The organism is Streptomyces bullii (assembly GCF_042657145.1).
Classification (GTDB): Bacteria; Actinomycetota; Actinomycetes; order Streptomycetales; family Streptomycetaceae; genus Streptomyces; species Streptomyces bullii.
Genome location: NZ_JBHSNY010000005.1, coordinates 565,564 through 581,599, shown reverse-complemented (window position 1 = coordinate 581,599; position 16,036 = coordinate 565,564). Strand labels below are relative to the sequence as shown.

General features: G+C 73.4%; 15 protein-coding genes. 9 read left to right on the top strand and 6 right to left on the bottom strand.

Going from position 1 to position 16,036, the window contains the following annotated elements:
• Positions 1-13: 13 nt before the first annotated feature.
• The 3 genes from ACFPZJ_RS17210 to ACFPZJ_RS17200 form a co-directional block, all read right to left on the bottom strand.
• Positions 14-499, bottom strand: a complete 486-nt coding sequence (locus ACFPZJ_RS17210) for a succinate dehydrogenase hydrophobic membrane anchor subunit (RefSeq protein WP_381022018.1) — start codon at positions 497-499, stop codon at positions 14-16.
• Positions 500-504: 5 nt separating this feature from the next.
• Positions 505-885 (bottom strand): succinate dehydrogenase, cytochrome b556 subunit, encoded by a 381-nt coding sequence (gene sdhC / locus ACFPZJ_RS17205; RefSeq protein WP_381022017.1) that lies wholly within the window; start codon positions 883-885, stop codon positions 505-507.
• Positions 886-1,105: 220 nt separating this feature from the next.
• Positions 1,106-1,645: a 2-oxo-4-hydroxy-4-carboxy-5-ureidoimidazoline decarboxylase gene (locus ACFPZJ_RS17200; protein ID WP_381022015.1), complete on the bottom strand. Its 540-nt coding sequence runs from the start codon at positions 1,643-1,645 to the stop codon at positions 1,106-1,108.
• Positions 1,646-1,829: 184 nt separating this feature from the next.
• On the opposite strand from ACFPZJ_RS17200, the gene ACFPZJ_RS17195 reads away from it, so the two are divergent.
• The 3 genes from ACFPZJ_RS17195 (at position 1,830) to ACFPZJ_RS17185 (ending at position 4,783) form a co-directional block, all read left to right on the top strand.
• Positions 1,830-3,485, top strand: a complete 1,656-nt coding sequence (locus tag ACFPZJ_RS17195) for a beta-N-acetylhexosaminidase (RefSeq protein WP_381022014.1) — start codon at positions 1,830-1,832, stop codon at positions 3,483-3,485.
• A 92-nt stretch (positions 3,486-3,577) separates the two neighbouring features.
• The gene (locus tag ACFPZJ_RS17190) at positions 3,578-4,084 is read left to right on the top strand and encodes a hypothetical protein (protein WP_381022013.1); all 507 of its coding nucleotides are present in this window, start codon (positions 3,578-3,580) and stop codon (positions 4,082-4,084) included.
• Positions 4,085-4,180: 96 nt separating this feature from the next.
• Positions 4,181-4,783 carry a hypothetical protein gene (locus tag ACFPZJ_RS17185; RefSeq protein ID WP_381022012.1) on the top strand — a complete coding sequence of 201 codons (603 nt, stop codon included), beginning with the start codon at positions 4,181-4,183 and terminating at the stop codon, positions 4,781-4,783.
• 33 nt (positions 4,784-4,816) lie between these two features.
• Here the strand turns inward: ACFPZJ_RS17185 and ACFPZJ_RS17180 are convergent, their stop codons facing one another.
• On the bottom strand, positions 4,817-5,305 hold the full coding sequence (locus ACFPZJ_RS17180; RefSeq protein WP_381022011.1) for a DUF1877 family protein: 489 nt from the start codon (positions 5,303-5,305) through the stop codon (positions 4,817-4,819).
• Positions 5,306-5,487: 182 nt separating this feature from the next.
• Here ACFPZJ_RS17180 and ACFPZJ_RS17175 point away from each other — a divergent pair, with 182 nt between their 5' ends.
• Positions 5,488-5,883 carry a hypothetical protein gene (locus tag ACFPZJ_RS17175; protein ID WP_381022010.1) on the top strand — a complete coding sequence of 132 codons (396 nt, stop codon included), beginning with the start codon at positions 5,488-5,490 and terminating at the stop codon, positions 5,881-5,883.
• Positions 5,884-5,905: 22 nt separating this feature from the next.
• On the opposite strand, the gene ACFPZJ_RS17170 is transcribed toward ACFPZJ_RS17175, so the two are convergent.
• Together ACFPZJ_RS17170 and ACFPZJ_RS17165 are read right to left on the bottom strand one after the other, a co-directional pair.
• Positions 5,906-7,174, bottom strand: a complete 1,269-nt coding sequence (locus tag ACFPZJ_RS17170) for an N-acetylmuramoyl-L-alanine amidase (protein ID WP_381022008.1) — start codon at positions 7,172-7,174, stop codon at positions 5,906-5,908.
• A gap of 188 nt (positions 7,175-7,362) precedes the next feature.
• The gene (locus tag ACFPZJ_RS17165; protein WP_381022007.1) at positions 7,363-10,071 is read right to left on the bottom strand and encodes an N-acetylmuramoyl-L-alanine amidase; all 2,709 of its coding nucleotides are present in this window, start codon (positions 10,069-10,071) and stop codon (positions 7,363-7,365) included.
• Between the two features lie 311 nt (positions 10,072-10,382).
• Here ACFPZJ_RS17165 and ACFPZJ_RS17160 point away from each other — a divergent pair, with 311 nt between their 5' ends.
• The 5 genes from ACFPZJ_RS17160 (at position 10,383) to ACFPZJ_RS17140 (ending at position 15,985) form a co-directional block, all read left to right on the top strand.
• Entirely contained in the window at positions 10,383-10,775 is a 393-nt protein-coding gene (locus ACFPZJ_RS17160) for a hypothetical protein (protein WP_381022156.1), read from the top strand.
• Between the two features lie 116 nt (positions 10,776-10,891).
• Positions 10,892-11,509: an RNA polymerase sigma factor gene (locus tag ACFPZJ_RS17155; RefSeq protein WP_381022005.1), complete on the top strand. Its 618-nt coding sequence runs from the start codon at positions 10,892-10,894 to the stop codon at positions 11,507-11,509.
• A gap of 1,433 nt (positions 11,510-12,942) precedes the next feature.
• A complete protein-coding gene (locus ACFPZJ_RS17150) occupies positions 12,943-13,863 on the top strand; it encodes a hypothetical protein (RefSeq protein WP_381022004.1) in 921 nt (306 codons plus the stop codon).
• Between the two features lie 395 nt (positions 13,864-14,258).
• Positions 14,259-14,933 (top strand): RNA polymerase sigma factor, encoded by a 675-nt coding sequence (locus ACFPZJ_RS17145; RefSeq protein WP_381022003.1) that lies wholly within the window; start codon positions 14,259-14,261, stop codon positions 14,931-14,933.
• Positions 14,933-15,985, top strand: coding sequence for a hypothetical protein (locus ACFPZJ_RS17140; protein WP_381022001.1), 1,053 nt, complete (start codon positions 14,933-14,935; stop codon positions 15,983-15,985). Before ACFPZJ_RS17145 ends, ACFPZJ_RS17140 begins: the two co-directional genes overlap by 1 nt.
• The last annotated feature ends 51 nt before the right edge of the window (positions 15,986-16,036 follow it).

Here is a 16,036-nt window from a genome sequence, read left to right as displayed (position 1 = left end):
CGCAGCCCCGTGCCTAGCGGATGTTCGGGTCGAAGGTGAAGATCACCAGCGTGCCCAGCAGGATGGTGAACACCGTGGCGGTGTAGAGCAGGCCCTTGAGCCACAGCCGGGTGTTCGCGCGCTCCGCGTAGTCGTTGATGACCGTGCGCAGGCCGTTGGCGCCGTGCAGCATCGCGAGCCAGAGCATCAGCAGGTCCCAGACCTGCCAGAACGGGCTCGCCCAGCGGCCCGCCACGAAGGCGAAGCCGATCTTGGAGACACCGCCGTCCAGCACGAGCTGGATCACGAGGTGCCCGATGACCAGGACGACCAGCACCACGCCCGACAGGCGCATGAACAGCCAGGCCGCCATCTCGAAGTTGCCGCGCGTGGACCTCGGGGTCTTCTTGGTGCGCTTGCGCGGGGCCTCGATGTAGGGCGCCGGGTTGTCGACGCTGTACTCGGAGGCGCCCTCGACGGGGCCGATGCCCGAAGCGGCGGTCTTTTCAGTCGTGGACATTGGCGTCAGCTCCCGAACAGTTCACGAGCGGCGTGACCGAGGACGGGGTAGATCGCCCCGAGCATCAGCACGACCCACAGCACGACGACGGTCCAGAGCATCTGCTTCTGGTAGCGCGCGCCCTTGTACCAGAAGTCGACGGCGATGACGCGCAGACCGTTGAGCGCGTGGAAGAGGATGGCGGCGACGAGGCCGTACTCCAGCAGCGCGACGATGGGCGTCTTGTACGTGGCCACGACCTTGTCGTAAGCCTCGGGGGACACACGGACGAGTGCGGTGTCCAGCACGTGAACGAACAGGAAGAAGAAAATGAGGACGCCGGTGACTCGGTGAGCCACCCAGGACCACATTCCTTCCCGGCCGCGGTACAGCGTTCCAGCCGGCACGGAAGTTTCCTCCGGGAGCGGGGATTGGGGCCGCGCCGGCTTCAGTGTCGGTCGGGCCCGGCCGGGTACGGTCCACCGGCCCCCAGCATCGTAGCGATGCGCTGCCGCCGGGCTGAGCCGGGGTCGGACGGTGTGATCAAAATGGCACTCAAAGGGGTACGGGTGGGCTATTGCGGCCGCTGAGGCGGGTGGTGTGTGGGGGTTTGCCGGGTGCGGGCCGTCAGCGGCTCGTCGCGCCCCGCGGCGGGGCCGCGTACCGGCACCGCCCCGTGCCCTTCAGGGCCCTGACGAGTCTGCCCCGTGCCAGGCGGCGGAGTTGTTCCGCCGTGATCGCCCGTTCCTCCTCCGGATCGTTGGTCAATCGTGACCGGATCGCCTCCAGGACGCGGTCCAGGGACTCCTCCGGGGCCACGCCGTCGAGGCAGATGACGAACACGTGACCGAATCGGGCCTCATAGGCCGCGCGGGCCGCGCTCAGGGCCGTGTGAGCGGCGGAGTACGTGTCCGCCGGGAGCGCCGGAAGCGACTCGTTCGCCAGGGCATCCGCCAGATCCGCCCAGGTCAGGTCATATGCCGCCTCGTCGGCGGCGGCGAGCAGGGCGTCGGCGTCCGGGTACGGGCGGTGGTCGGCGATCCGCGCGGCCCAGTGCGCGCTGCGCAGGCAGGCCAGGAGAAGGTGCCGGATCTCCTCGGCGGGCGCGGTGTTGAAGTGCTCCACCGGTATGGCGGTACGGCCGGGGAGGTCGGGGAGGCGATGCACAGCCAGCGTGGGTCCTCGTGGGGGTCACGTGTGTGTCGGCGGGGGATCTTGTGAGAGCTGTGCCGTCACGTTATCGAGAGCGGGCGTGACGTGTCCGACGGATGCCCGAATTTCACCCGCCCGAGAGAGAACGGGAACGTGTGGTGGACGGCCGTCCTCCGGAACGGGTCGTAGGTTGGGTGGAGTGAGCCAGCACAGGCGCCGGGCGCCGGCGCAGAAGGTGAGACAGCGGCGGGTCGTGATCGCGGCGGTGGCCGCCGCCCTGGTCGTGGTGTCCGGCGGCGTGAGCCTGGGACTCTGGGCGTCCTCGGACGACGACGGCGGCGGACCGGCGGGGGCGGCGGCGCGGACCTCGGAGGCACGCTCGGCGGCCACGGCGCAGCAGCCGCCGACCCCGAGCCCCAGCCGCTCCTACCCCCTGTCGGAGACGCCCCGCACCATCCCCGCCGTCCGGGCCCACACCCCGGCGCGCGGCCCGGGCTGGAAGCCCGAGCGCGGTGCCCGCGTGGTCGTCAACGACGCCGACCTGGCCGACGAGGGGCGGCTGATCGCCGGCGAGCTGGACCTGACGTACGCGGGCGAGAAGGACGACGTGCGCGCCGGGGACGTGCGGCTGGCGCTCAACGGCGACGAGGGCGCGGACCCGGAGTCGTACACCATGACGGTGCGCGGCGGGCGGGTGAACATCAGCGGGCCCGCCGACGCCGGTGTCTTCTACGGCACCCGCACCCTCAAGCAGGTGGTGCACGGCGGACGTACGGCGCCCGAGGGCGTCGTGCGCGACGAGCCGGCCAAGCCGGTGCGCGGGTTCATGCTGGACATCGCGCGCAAGCACTTCACCCCCGGCTGGATCGAGGACCGGATCCGGGAGCTGGGGGACCTGAAGTTCAACCAGCTCGGGCTGCACTTCTCCGACGACCAGGGGTTCCGGATCGAGTCCGACACGCACCCGGAGATCGTCTCCAAGGACCACCTGACCAAGGCGCAGGTCAGGAGGATCGTCCAGCTCGCGGCCAGCCGGCACATCACCGTCGTGCCCGAGATCGACTCCCCCGGGCACCTCGGCGCCGTCATCGCCGCCCACCCCGACCTCCAGCTGCGCAGCGCCGACGGCACGGCGGTGCGCGGGGCGATCGACATCTCCAAGAACGAGTCCGCCGAGATCGTCGACGACCTGCTCGACGAGTACGCCGGCCTGTTCCCCGGGAGCCAGTGGCACCTCGGCGGCGACGAGTACCAGGCGCTGACCTACTCCGACCCGGCGTCCTCGTTCCCGCAGCTGGCCACCGCGGCGCGGGAGAAGTACGGCGCCGGCGCGACCGTCGCCGACCTGGCCACCGGGTGGCTCAACGACCGCGCCGGCACCGTCCGCGCCCATGACCGCACGCCGCGCGCCTGGAACGACGGCTTCTTCCGCGGCACCTCGGTGCAGGCCGCCAAGGACATCCAGGTCGCCTACTGGACCGGCAAGGAGATCGGTGCCCGGCAGCCGGTGGAGTACCTGAGCGCGGGCCGGCAGGTGATCAACTACAACGACGAGTTCCTGTACTACGTCCTCGGGGAGCCGCAGACCTTCGTCTATCCGACGGGGCAGCGGATCTACGAGCAGTGGAACCCGCGGGTCCTGCGCGGCACCTCCGCCGTTCCCTCGCGCTACGACGACCAGATCCTCGGCGGCTCCTTCGCCGTCTGGTGCGACCTCGCGAACTCCCAGACGCAGGATCAGGTCGCGGCCGGGATCCGGCTGCCGCTGCGGGCGACCGTCCAGAAGCTGTGGGACCCGGACAGGCCCGCGATGTCCTGGACGGATTTCCGGGCACTGGCGGACCGGCTGGGCTGATCCGTACGAATTGGCCTATCCGGCTGCGAACTCCCGTACGGCTGTGGTGGTGTTCTGGAGGAGCGGAATCGAAAACGCCGGGGGGAAGCGGGATGGGCTACTGGGGGTATTTCGTCGTGGGGCGCGCCGAGCGGCCGCTGGCGGAGCTGGACGCGCTGTCGGGCGCCCGGCACGGCCTCACCCTGCACACGTCGGTGCCCGGCGGATGGCAGGTCTGGGAGTACCCGAGCGGTGACGGCGACGTGGGGAGCATGAACGCCCTCGCCCGGGAGACCGGGGCGCCCGCGCTCTTCGGTTACGTCATGGACAGCGACTGCGTGGTGGTGGAGGCGGCGGCGCCGGACAGCGGGGCGTGGACGACGTGCCTGGCACGGGCCGCGATGGCCGGGCACCTCGGCGCCGACCGGGAGGGCCTCACACTCGAGGACTACTTCCTGGAGCCCCGTGACGCCGCCGGACGCGCCGTCGAGTGGGCCGCCGAGGCCGGGCACACCGCGGACGCCGACGCCCTCGTCGAGGTGCTGTCCGCCGACCCCGAACCAGTGGCCGAAAATCTCCTCTTCCGGCTGCTGGACCGGCTCGGAGTGGTGCCCCAGTGACACTCCGGGGCCGTCGCACGCAGTAAGGGGAAGTGCGGGCTCCGTTAGGGAAGGCGCCCGATGGAGGCCTGTGGAGGCCGGCAGAGGGAGGCGTGGATGAGCCTGGTGGAACTGATCGCACAGGCCGACGAACGCGGACTGGCGGTGAGCGGGCTGGCTTGTCTTGATCGGTGCGTGCCCCTGCTGGGCTGTGACGACGAGATGCTGCGGCCCCTGTGGCAGAGCCTCACGGACACCGCCGACAGCGGCGACTGGGCCCTCGGCCTGGAACAGGCGCGCGGCAAGCTCGACGCGTTCGACGAGTTCGACACGGCGGACGAGGCCGCGCTGCTGGCCCGCCGCATGCTGGCCGCCGCCCCGGCCGAGCGGTCCGCCGCCGAGGTCCGGGTGTGGGCCGACGCCTGCTCGGTCGCCGCGCTGCAGATCCACCGGCTGCTGGACCCCGCCGAGGACGAGGGACCCTCGGTGGACGCCCTGCCTCAGGCCCTCAACGCCGTTCGTGCCGGCCAGACCCTCACCCAGGGCCGTGCCGAGGGCATGTCGCCGCTCGTCGCCGCCGAGCTGCGCCGTCAGATCACGGTCCTGGAGGTCGTGGCCGGCCACGGGCCGGCCGGGCTGCGCCGGGCGCTGGAGGTGTCGACGGAGGGGCGGCGGGTGCTGCGCGCGGTGGTGTCACGCCGTACGCGCCAGCAGGGCTGAGCGGTGGGGCCGCGGCCACGGCGCCGGACGGTCTCAGCGCAGCAGCCACTTCACCACCGCGTCGCCGTAGTGCGCGGTCTGCGCGTAGAAGGCGGTCAGGTCCCGGTGCGTCGCCGCGAAGGCGGCGCGTGCCTCGGATTCCGCCTCGGCGCCGCCGTACACCGGCAGCACCGTCGCGCGGGCACCCTTCCACAACTCGTCGAAGTCGGCCGAGGCGAGGAAGCCTGCCACCTCGGCGACCTGGGCCACCGTCAGCAGCAGGAAGGGCGGGTCGTCCGGTTCGGGCGGGGGCACCGGGCGGCCGCCGAGGACCACGTGGGCCCTCGGGCCCTCCAGGGCGTGGTGCGGGGGAGTGCCGGCGTAGAGGCACTCGTAGTGCAGGAAGTCCTTCTCCAGCACTTCCTCCCGGTGCCGGCCGACCCGTTCCCGTACCGCCTCCCAGTCGTCCTCGAACAGCCGTCGCAGCCAGGTGGCGCTGTCACGCAGCGTGGCGGGCGGCACCGCGCGGAGATGGAAGTACATGCTCATCCCTCAGGGCAGCGCACGGGGGAGCCAAATCATCACCCACGGGTAAACCTGCGCGCGTGAGGGAGTCCTGTGACCGTCTCGGGGTGGTGCCGGGGTGGTCCTGCACCGGTCCTGGGAACCCGCCGGATCGGCGTGACGAATCCTCTCGGGGTCACGCTCTTCCGACTGTGACGACTGTGACGACCCAGCAGGAGAGCAGGCCCGCGGCAGCGGCGAAGCCGGTGCGGTGGGCGGCGGACGCGGTGGCGACGATGCGCGAGGGCGCGCGGCTGCGGCTCGACTACTCGGCGCAGAGCCTGTGGAGCGTCGACCGGATGATCGAGGCCATCCGGCGCGAGGGCACGCCACAGGACGCCGTGCGGAACGTGCTGCGCGGACTCGGCGCGTACGCCGGTGAGGTGATGGTCCGCCAGAGCGGCGCGGAGTGGTGGACCACGGGCGGCGACCACTGGGTCCGCACGCCCGACGGACGTCTGTGGGACCCCATCGACGAGGCCCGCCGCTGTTTCACCGGGCAGGGCTCGCTGCGGTTGATGTGCCGGGACGCGACGACCGGCGCGTCGCAGCCGTAGCAGCCGGCTGACGCCCTCGGCGTCAGGGCAGCGGCACCTCCCCGGCGTAGGGGCCGACGCCCAGGTCGGCACGTCCGTCGCCGGTCAGGTCGGACCCGGCCGCCGCGGCCGTGCCGGCGTTGCCCGCCAGGGCGCGGATCGCGGGCAGGTCCGCGTAGAGGTGGGTGCCGGGGCACATGGTCGGGTAGCCGTCGCGGTGGCCGGAGACGCGGTTCAGGGTGACCTTCTGACCGGCCGTGAACATGCCGTTGTCGGCGCCGGCGGTCAGCAGCACGGTGCCGGTCGGGCCGATGCCGTACAGGCCGAGCTTCCAGGCGGCGACGTGCGCGACCGCCTCGCGCACGGCGGCGGTGGTGGTCGCGGTGGTGTAGTCGCCGAGCACCGAGACGCTGCTGGTGTCGGTGTTGAAGCCGTAGGTGTGCGCGCCGAGGACGGGCCGGTCGATGCCGCCCGCGCGGCCCTCGAAGACCGTGCCGCACTTGTCGACGAGGAAGTGGTAGCCGATGTCGTTCCAGCCGTTGCTCTGTACGTGGTACAGGAAGATCCCGCGGACGATCGACGCGGACTCGGCGCAGGTGTAGGTGTTGGTCCCCGCCGTGTGGTGGACGAAGATCGCCTTGGTGTCGGTGGTGTACGTGGGCGGGTTCTTCACCAGCGACTCGTCGGCGCCCCAGCCGTAGCGCGGGGTGACGGCGGGAAGGGGGGCGGTGGCCGGGCCGGTGGCGGGGGTGCCCATCGCCGGGGCGGCCGTCGCGGGGGTGTCCGTCGTATCGCCCGTGCCCGTGCCGGTGGTGGCGGTGCCCGTGCCTCCGTCCGGGTCGACCAACTCGACGCGCAGCCCCGTCGGCAGTCTCGTGCCCGTCACGCGGACCTGGACGCCGTCGGACGGTCCCGTCCACAGCGGCTGGGTGCCGCCGCGCACTCCGGCGCCGTCGTGGTCGGGGCCCGTCTCGGGCGTGCGGACGTCGGTGTCCAGGGCGCGCCAGGGGCTCCACTCGCCGGTGTCGCGGGAGCGGGTGCGGACCTCGGCGGTGCCCGTGAGGGCGGCGTGCGGATCATCCCAGGTGACGCCGACCATGCTGAACGACTCGGTGGCGCGCGGGGGCAGCGCCCGGTTCAGCGGGTCGTCACCCGGTACGGGGATGCTGTGCACGGTGCCGGCGGGGCCGGCCTGCGCGGGTGCCGCGACGCCGGTGGTGCCGAGCACGAGTGCGGTGGTGACGGCGGTGCGGAGGAGGAAGCGCGTGAGCCGGTGACGTCTCCCGGGCTCCTTCGGTTCGGCGGCTGACATGGCCCTGCTTTCGTCGGTGGTGTTCGGACGGCAGGGCGCGCGCGAAGCACCCGAAGGAGGACCGGGTGCCGCGGCGCCTGCCGAGGCATCCCTTCCACGCCTCGACGGGAAGTGGACCGCGGAACACCCGACGGCCGGGGCCCGGCGATGGCGGGACCCCGGCCTTCGTACGAGACCGACGCGTGGTGTTACGGCGTCAGCGTCTGGCCCACACGGGCGTCGGTGGGCGTGCCCAGCGTGGACTTGCTGTAGATGACGGCGTCGGCGTAACCGAGCCCGGTGCTGTTGCTCGGCAGGTGCAGCAGGATGCCGTCCGTGCCGTCCTCGCCGTCGGCGCCGAAGGTGAGGTCGGCGCGGCCGTAGCCGGACAGGTCCGTCAGGGACGCCGACGAGCCGAAGCGGTCGCCGGCCTCCGCGGTGCCGGGGATGCCGGAGGTGTCCTGCGAGATGCCGACCGAGCCGGAGCCGGTCAGGCCGGAGGCGCTGCCCCTGACCAGGATCGCGTTGCCCGCGTTCGCGTAGTTCACGCCGCTGCGGGCCAGGTCCTCGCCCGGCGCGCCCGCGAGGGCGTCCAGGTAGCCGTCGGCGTTGAAGTCGCCGACCGAGACCCAGCTGCCGAGGGCGTCACCGGACTCGTTGCCGCCCGGGACGTACGCCGTGTCCTGGTGGATCGTCGTCATGCCGGTGGTGGTGAAGCCGGTCGACGTGCCAGGGACCATGGTGATCTGGCCCCCGGACTTGCCGCCGGACTCGGAGGCGACCGGCTGGCCGATGACGATGTCGTCGTAGCCGTTGCCGTTGATGTCGCCGGCGGCCAGGGAGCGGCCGCCCTTGACGGAGATGACGCCCACCTTGGTCAGGCCGGAGGCGGAGCCCGCGAAGCGGACGACACGGCCGATGCCGCCGGTGTCGCGGTAATTGAGGGCGACGTCCGCGTAACCGTCGAGGTTGAAGTCGCCGGTGGCGGCGTCCAGGTAGGCGACCGAGCCGGTGGCGGTGGTGAGGCTGCCGTACTTGGTGGCGCCGCCGGTCAGGCGGACGTTGTAGGTGCCGCCCTTGCCGGTGCCCGCCGAGAAGACGTCGGCCCTGCCGTCGGCGTTGAAGTCGCCGACGGTGACCGTGGAGCCCAGCTTGGCCCCGGCCGCCGTGACGCCCGAGGTGGAGTACGAGAAGCCGGTGGTCAGCGCCGGTCCGTACATCACCGTGACCGAGCCGCGGTCGGCGTTGCCGCTGGTGTCGTCCTCGCCGGGGGCGCCGATCGCGAGATCGGCGTGACCGTCGCCGTTGACGTCGCCCCAGGCGGTGGCGGTGCCGAAGCCGTCACCGGTCTCCGAGGAGCCCGGGACGCCGGCGCTGTTCTGGGTGAGCGTCTGCTTCGCGGCGGTGACCGGGCCGTCGACGCCGCCCGGCACCACCGTCACCGAGTTCGCCTTCGGCGTGCCGGCGACCAGGTCGCTGACGCCGTCCCGGTTGTAGTCGGAGGTGGCCAGTGCGTGCGAGATGCCCGGGGTCTTGGCCAGCTTGCGGATGAAGGCGAGCTTGTCGATGAGGAAGTCGCCAGGGCAGGCGGTGGCGTTGGTGGCCTCGTGCCCGAAGACCCGCGGCAGGGTGATCGACTGGCCCTTGGGGACCTTGTTGCCGCTGTAGTTGAGGTCGGCGCCGGACGTCAGGGTGACGTTGCCGGTCGGGTCGATGCCGTACATGCCGAACTTCCAGGCCACGATCCGCGCGATGGCGTCGAGCCCGGCGCGGCTGGGCCTGGCCTTCTCGAAGTTGCCGATGTACGAGATGCCGACCGTGTTGGTGTTGAATCCGGCGTCGTGCGCGCCGATCACCGGCAGGTCCATGCCGCCGCTGCGGCCCTCGAAGATCTGGCCGCACCTGTCGACGACGAAGTTGTAGCCGATGTCGAAGTAGCCCTGGCTGAAGTGCGCCTGCTGGATGGAGCGCAGCCGGGCCCGGGAGTCGGCGCAGGAGACCGTGTTGTCGCTGTCGATGCCGGTGTGGTGGATGACGGCGGCCTTGATCTCGGTGCCGTACTCGGGCGTGCCGTCGTAGTTCGTCGAGGCGCCCCACTCGGCCTGCGTGATCACCGGCGGCTTGACGACCGTGGAGGGCCGGGGCTCGGGCACCGTGGGAGTGGGGGAGGGCGAGCCCGACGGGGAGGAAGACTCGGACGGGGAGGCGGACTCGGAGGGGGAGGCCGAGGTGGACGCCGGGTCGCCCGGGGTGCCGGTCGGCTCGGGCGTCGTGGTTCCCGGCGCGGTCTCCGTGGCCGTCGCCGTCGGCGACTCCGCGGCCGTCGGTGACGCGGTGGCCGCCGGCTCCGTCGTTTCGACCGCGAACGCCGCCGGCTCCAGCGGCTCCTGCGGGTCGGTGCCCGGGTCGAGCAGCTTGATGTCCATTCCGGCGGGCTGGCCGGACGCCTCGGTGCCGTCGGCGTTCACGACGCGCACCTCGACGCCGTCGGACGCGCCGGTCCACATCGACTCGGTACCACCGCGCAGGGCGGCCCGCTCACCCTCGGCGCCGTCGGCCTGGACCGGCTCCACGGCGAGCTTCTGCCAGCCGGACCACTTGCCGGTCTCGATGTCCCGGGTGCGCACCTCGGGCGTGCCCTTGGCCTTCGCCTCCGGGTCGTTCCAGGTGAGCACCACCGCGCTGAACTGCTGCGTGTCCCGCTTCGCGAGGCCCTTGCGGCCCGCGCCCCGGTCCTTGAGCTTCAGCGTGTGGACGGCGGGCTCGCGGCCCTCGGCCCTGTCGTCCGACGGCGTGGCCGGATCGGCCATCGCGTAGGTGACGACACCCGCGCCGCTCAGGACGACGGCTCCGATCGTCAGCCAGGCCCGCCTTTTGAGACTGAGCGGTTTGTACGCATGGGTCCTGCGTGGACTCAACTACCCCACCCCTAGAAAGTGACCACGGTCGCATCACCGTCACACAGGCGACACTCACACAGCGCCAGGGGATGGCCAAACATCACTCGGTAGTTCGCAATTGCCACGCATGACGTACGAGATCGGAAAAGGTTGTACCGGGGCTGTGGGGTGTCGGTGTGCGAAGAGACACAGTCGGGACGAGTGATGTTCCCGAGGTGTCGGCCGCTTGTTCAGCCGGGGGAGGTTACAGGGGTCCCCCAGGGCCGAGTGAAGGGGTGGGGGTCCCAATGGACGGAGCCGAGGGGCGGCGTGTGCCCCGTGCGAGTGAGATGCGTCCGTGCGCCAGGGCGTTCGTCGCCCGTGTGACCGCCCGCAACCGGCTTCCGCTCGACTACTCCGTGGCCAGTCTGCGCGTCGTCGACTTCCTGATCGACGGGCTGCGCAAGGGCGGCTCGGACCGTGAAGACGCGCGCGGCACGCTCCTCGCGCTCGGGGCGTACGTCGGTGAGGTGCTCGTGCGCCGGGCGGGCGCGGTGTGGGTGGACCTCGACGCCGACCAACGCGCCTACTTCGGCCAGCCCGTGGGCGTCCGCATGCCGGACGGACGGGTCTGGAACCCCCTCGGCAAGGTCGGCAACCGCTTCGAGTCCGGCGGCCCGGAGGAGTCTCTGCAGACCTTCTACCTGACCCTTCACGGCAGGGCGCGGCGCGCCCTGGCCTGAGGGGCGCTGTGACACTTCGGTGAACCCCGACGCTGAGGACCGTGGAGGCGTGGGCACGGCCGACCGTGCCGCACGACGCGGATTCGCCACAGACTCGGTACGGACGAGGACAGTTCTTGGGCCACGGAGGGGAACCCCGCCGCGTACAGGCGTACGACGGGGAATTGGGCGCGGCCGTCGCGCGGGCCCAGGAAGGTGACGAGGCCGCCTTCGCGGTCGCCTACCGGCTCGTTCAGCCCGGACTGCTCGGCTATCTGCGCGGGCTGGTCGGGGACGACGCGGAGGACGTGGCGTCCGACGCGTGGCTGGAGATAGCCCGGGACCTGGGGCGGTTCCGGGGCGACGGCGCGGGCTTCCGGGGCTGGACGGCGACCATCGCCCGGCACCGGGCGCTCGACCATCTGCGCCGCCAGCGGGTACGGCCCCGGGCCGCGACGCTGGAACAGGACGTCCTGGAGCTGCCCGGGCCGCAGAGCACGCACGAGCAGGCGCTGGAATCCATCTCCACCGAGTACGCCCTCGAACTGGTCCGCGGGCTGCCCCGCGACCAGGCGGAGGCGGTGCTGCTGCGGGTCGTCGTCGGCCTCGACGGTCCCGCCGCCGCGCGCGTCCTCGGCAAGCGGCCGGGCGCGGTGCGGACGGCCGCGTACCGGGGTCTGAAACGCCTGGCCAGACAGCTGGGCGCCGAAAGTGTGACGGATGAGGCGTCCAGGACGCTGGGTGAGTCGAAATGAACGCCACGGAAGTCCGGCCTTGGGCGGACCGCACGGACCGGAGCGACCGGACCCACCGGGATGGCCGGCCGGCCGACCCGGCCGTCCCGGCCGCGGCGGTGGTCCCACCCTCCGGGCCGGGCGGAACGAACGGGCCGAACTTATCGGCGGACAGCCGGGCGCGCCCGGTGGTGCGCCGGGCGCCCTGGACGAACCGGCTGAACCGGTTGCCCCGGTCCAGCCGTACGAACCGAGTGAACGGCGAGAACTGTACGGGCCGTACGGACTGCTGCACGGGCCGTACGGATCGCAAGGCCCGACCGGACCGGGCGAGCCGCACGGGCCGATGAACCGCACGGGCCGCACGAGCCGTACGGACCAGTGGGCCTGGCCGGACCGGAGGACGGACCCGCCGGGTCCGCACGGGCCGGACGGTCCGCCGGGTCCGCACGGGCCGGACGGTCCGCCGGGTCCGGACGGGTCGGCGGGTTGGGACGGTCCGCCGGTTCCGGATGGTCCAGGACGGCCCGACGGGCCGGAAGGTCCAGGTGGTCCAGCAGGGCCGGACGGGCCGGAAGGTCCGGGTGGTCCAGCAGGGCCCAATGGCCCAGGGCCGTGCGGGTCCCGGGCCCGGATGGTTCGGGCTGGTCCGGACGACCCAGTGGGTCGGTCGGGCCGGTGGGTTCGGACGGGTCGACGGGTTCGGACCGATCACCGGGTCCGGACGACTCGGCGGGTTGGGACGGGCCGCGGGCCCGAACGGGCCAGTGGGTCGGTCGAACCACCAGCCCTGGACGGGCCGCCGGGCCTGAACGGGGCGGGCGGTTTCGCACGGGCCGCCGGTTCCGGATGGCCCAGCAGGGCCGGACGGGCCACCCGACCTGGACGGGTCGGCGGTGTCGGACGGACCAGCGTGTCACCCCCGGGTTTCCGGGTCCGGACGCAACACCGGGTCTGGGAGGACCCCCAGGTCCGGAAGGACCACCGGCGTCGGACGAACCGCCCGGCGCCGATGGGCCCCCAGGTCTGGAGCACCGGAGTCTGACGGACCGGACGGTCGGACCGGCCGCACGGCCGAGCGGACGGTACGGAGCGGTCGGACGGTACGAAGCGGTCGGGCCGTACGGATCAGCCAGGCCGTACGCAGTAGTCGGGCCGTACGGACCAGCCGGCCGTACGGAGCGGCACGCACCGTGCGCGGGCCGGCAGGCGTACGGGTCGGCACGTCGTGCGGGCCGGCAGGCGTGCAGGCCGGCACGTCGTACGGGTCGGCAGGTCGCGTGGCCGCGTCGGCCCTGTCGGTCGGCGCGGCCGCGGGGCGGATGGAACGGTGGTCGGAAGGCCCCGGTCGGCCGGTGCGGCCGCGGGACGGACGGACCGCGTGGACGAGGAAGAACCGCACGGCCCCCTCGGGGCACGCAAGCGGCACAGAGCGAGCAGGGACGGGAACGGACATGGGTGAACGGCAGAGCGGCGGCGGGCTTCCTGGCCGTCGGCGTGTGCACCCTGGCGGCCCGGCGTCCGGACAGCGGAGCGCGGCGGGCCCCGGGGCTCCCGCCTCCGCCGCCCGGGGCACGGCCCTCGACGGCGCGGCGCTGGAGGCGCTGCTCGCGGCGACCCTGCGCGGCGGCGCTGTCGACGCCCAGGGTGAGCAGCGGGCCGTGGCGGCGTTCCGGGCGGCCCGGGCCGCGGGGACGCACCGGACGCGGACCCGTCGCCGGGACGACTGGCGCCCCCGGACCCGGTGGCGCGCAGGGCGGTCGATGAAGACCGCCCTGTCCGTGGCGCTGGCGAGCCTCGCTCTGGGCGGTGTGGCGGTCGCGGGGATCGGCGCGGTCGGCTCGGGCGACGAGGGAGCCCGTGACGACCGGCAGGGCACCCGCCCGTCGGCCGGTGCCCCGGAGCAGCCGCAGGCCGGGGCCTCCGCGGCACCGTCCGTCGCCGGTACGGCCCCCGCGGACCGCCCGGGCACCGCACAGGACACCGAGGCGCACTGCCGCGCCTACGAGCAGGTCGAGGGGCGCGGCAAGGCCCTGGACGCGACGGCCTGGGAGCGGCTCGTCGCGGCGGCGGGCGGTGAACGCCGTGTCGCCGCGTACTGCGCCCGCGCCCTGGAGGAGGCGGCGGCCGGCGGTCCCGGGGCGGACAGCGGCGCGGACAAGGCGAACGGCACCCCGGCCGCCGGCAACAGCGCGGACGCGGGGAGGACACCCGAACCGGGCAACGGCGCCGCCGCCGGGAACACGCCCGACCCGGGCACCACCGCCGGCGTGGGCGGCGCGTCCGGCGCGGGCAACGGCACCGACCCCGGCGGGGCCGCCGGCAACGGTCAGGAACAGAACGGCAACGACAGGGCCACCGGCGGAAAGCCGTAGACGCCCCTGCGCACCCGGGCCGGCGGTGCCTGTGCTCCGCACCCGTCCACGGCCCCGAGGTCTCGCTGCCGAGGCAACGGCCGGGGCCGCCACCCCCCACAGGAGAGGCCCCGGCCGTCGCGCGGCACGGGCCGCGCGGCGGCCCGTACTCCCTACAGCGCCCGGAGGGCGTTTTGTGTCACACCCGCCGAGTCACGGCTTGGTTGCATCCTGTACCCACATGGACGAAGAGCGGTTTCAGGTCGTAACGTGCCTTTCGCGCCAGACCGCGGAGGACAGATGACCAGAGCGACCACCCGCGGTCCTGAGACCGCAACCAGGCATTGAGGAACCACGACGGCGAGCAACCCGGTCCGCGAGAGCGGCGCGGGCTTAGGCGCAGAAGGGCGCGCGCGGTGCTGGGGGACGACGCGGAGCTGACCGCCGCGGTGCGTGCGGCACAGGACGGGGACGAGACCGCGTTCCGGACTGTGTACCGCGCTGTGCACCCGCGGCTGCTCGGGTACGTACGGACGCTCGTCGGTGATCCGGACGCCGAGGACGTGACCTCCGAGGCGTGGCTGCAGATCGCCCGTGACCTGGAGCGGTTCAGCGGTGACGCCGACCGGTTCCGCGGCTGGGCCGCCCGCATCGCCCGCAACCGCGCGCTGGACCACATACGGATGCGCGGACGCCGCCCCGCGATCGGTGGCGACGAGGACGAGCTGACCGGCCGGGCCGCCGAGTCCGACACCGCCGGCGAGGCCATCGAGGCGCTGGCCACCGACAGCACGTTCTCCCTCATCTCCCGGCTGCCCCAGGACCAGGCCGAGGCCGTCGTGCTGCGCGTGGTGGTGGGCCTGGACGCGAAGACCGCGGCCGAAACCCTCGGCAAGCGGCCGGGGGCCGTACGCACGGCGGCCCACCGGGGTCTGAAGCGGCTTGCCGAACTACTCGGTGAGAATCCGGAGGCCGATCCGGAATCGGCCGGAGTGCTCGATGCCGTGCCGCCCCAGCGAGAACCGCGCCGCCGCGCGGTGACGTCCGCGAGTGTGACGCATACGCGCGCGCGGACGCAGAAGGACATGTGATGGCCGACGAGCAGTACAGGTGGCTGGACCGCGAAACGGCGGAGCGTTTGCTGAGCGGCGAGTCACTGGAAGCTGTCGACCCCGCCGCCCGCGAGCAGGCCGAACGGCTCGCCAAGACGCTCGGCGCGCTCTCCCCGCCGCCCACGCCATCCCCGCTGACCAGCGAGGAACTTCCCGGTGAGGCCGCCGCGCTGGCGGCCTTCCGCAAGGCCCGCGCGGAACGCGGCGACGTCGAGGCGACGGCCGGCCGGCGCTCCGGTGGCCGGGCTTTTGAGCCCGGACTGGTCCGGATCGGCGGTTCCTCCGGCGCCGCCCCGCGCTCCCGCTGGGGCCGCCCGGCGCGTCTCGGGCTGGCCGCCGCGCTGGCCGTCGGCATGGTCGGCGGTGTAGCGGTCGCGGCCGGAACCGGAGTTCTGCCGGCTCCGTTCGGCGGTGAGGAGCCGGAGCCCGCCGCCTCCGTCTCGGTCGCGGTGACACCCTCCGAGCCTCCGCTGGTGTCGCCGTCCCCGCACGACTCGGCGCAGGGCGAGCCCAGGCCCGGCGGCTCGCCGGACGGCCCCTCCAGCGGGATCGCCGGGGGCTCGGGCCGGGACGAGCCGAGCGGCGGCGCGACCACGAAGCCCGGCAACGGTGGCGGTGATCACGGGTCGTCCTCCGGCGACCGGGCGAAGGGCCTCGCGTCGGCCTGCCGTGACCTCCGCGACGGCAAGGACCTGGACGCCGGCCGCAAGCGCGCCCTGGACCGGGCGGCGGGCGGCCCCTCCCGGATCGGGACCTACTGCGAGGGTGTCCTGGCCGCGGCCGACGGCGGCTCCGCGGACGGCGAGGCCCCGAGCACCAGCGGCGGCGACAACGGGGCCGGCACCGGCGGAGGCCGGGGCAACCAGGGAGAGCAGGGCGGCAAGGCCGGTGACGGCGAGGGCCACTCGGGCCGGGGACGCGGCCACCGCGACGGCGCCCTCGCCCCCGCGACACAGCCCGAGCCTGCTCTGCCGAAGAACGCCACGACGCTCACCGAGACGTCGCCCAGCCCCACGTACAGCGCGCTCTGACCCCGCCGGGCCACCCCGAACGCCCTCGATATGCCCTCTGACCGGCAGTTT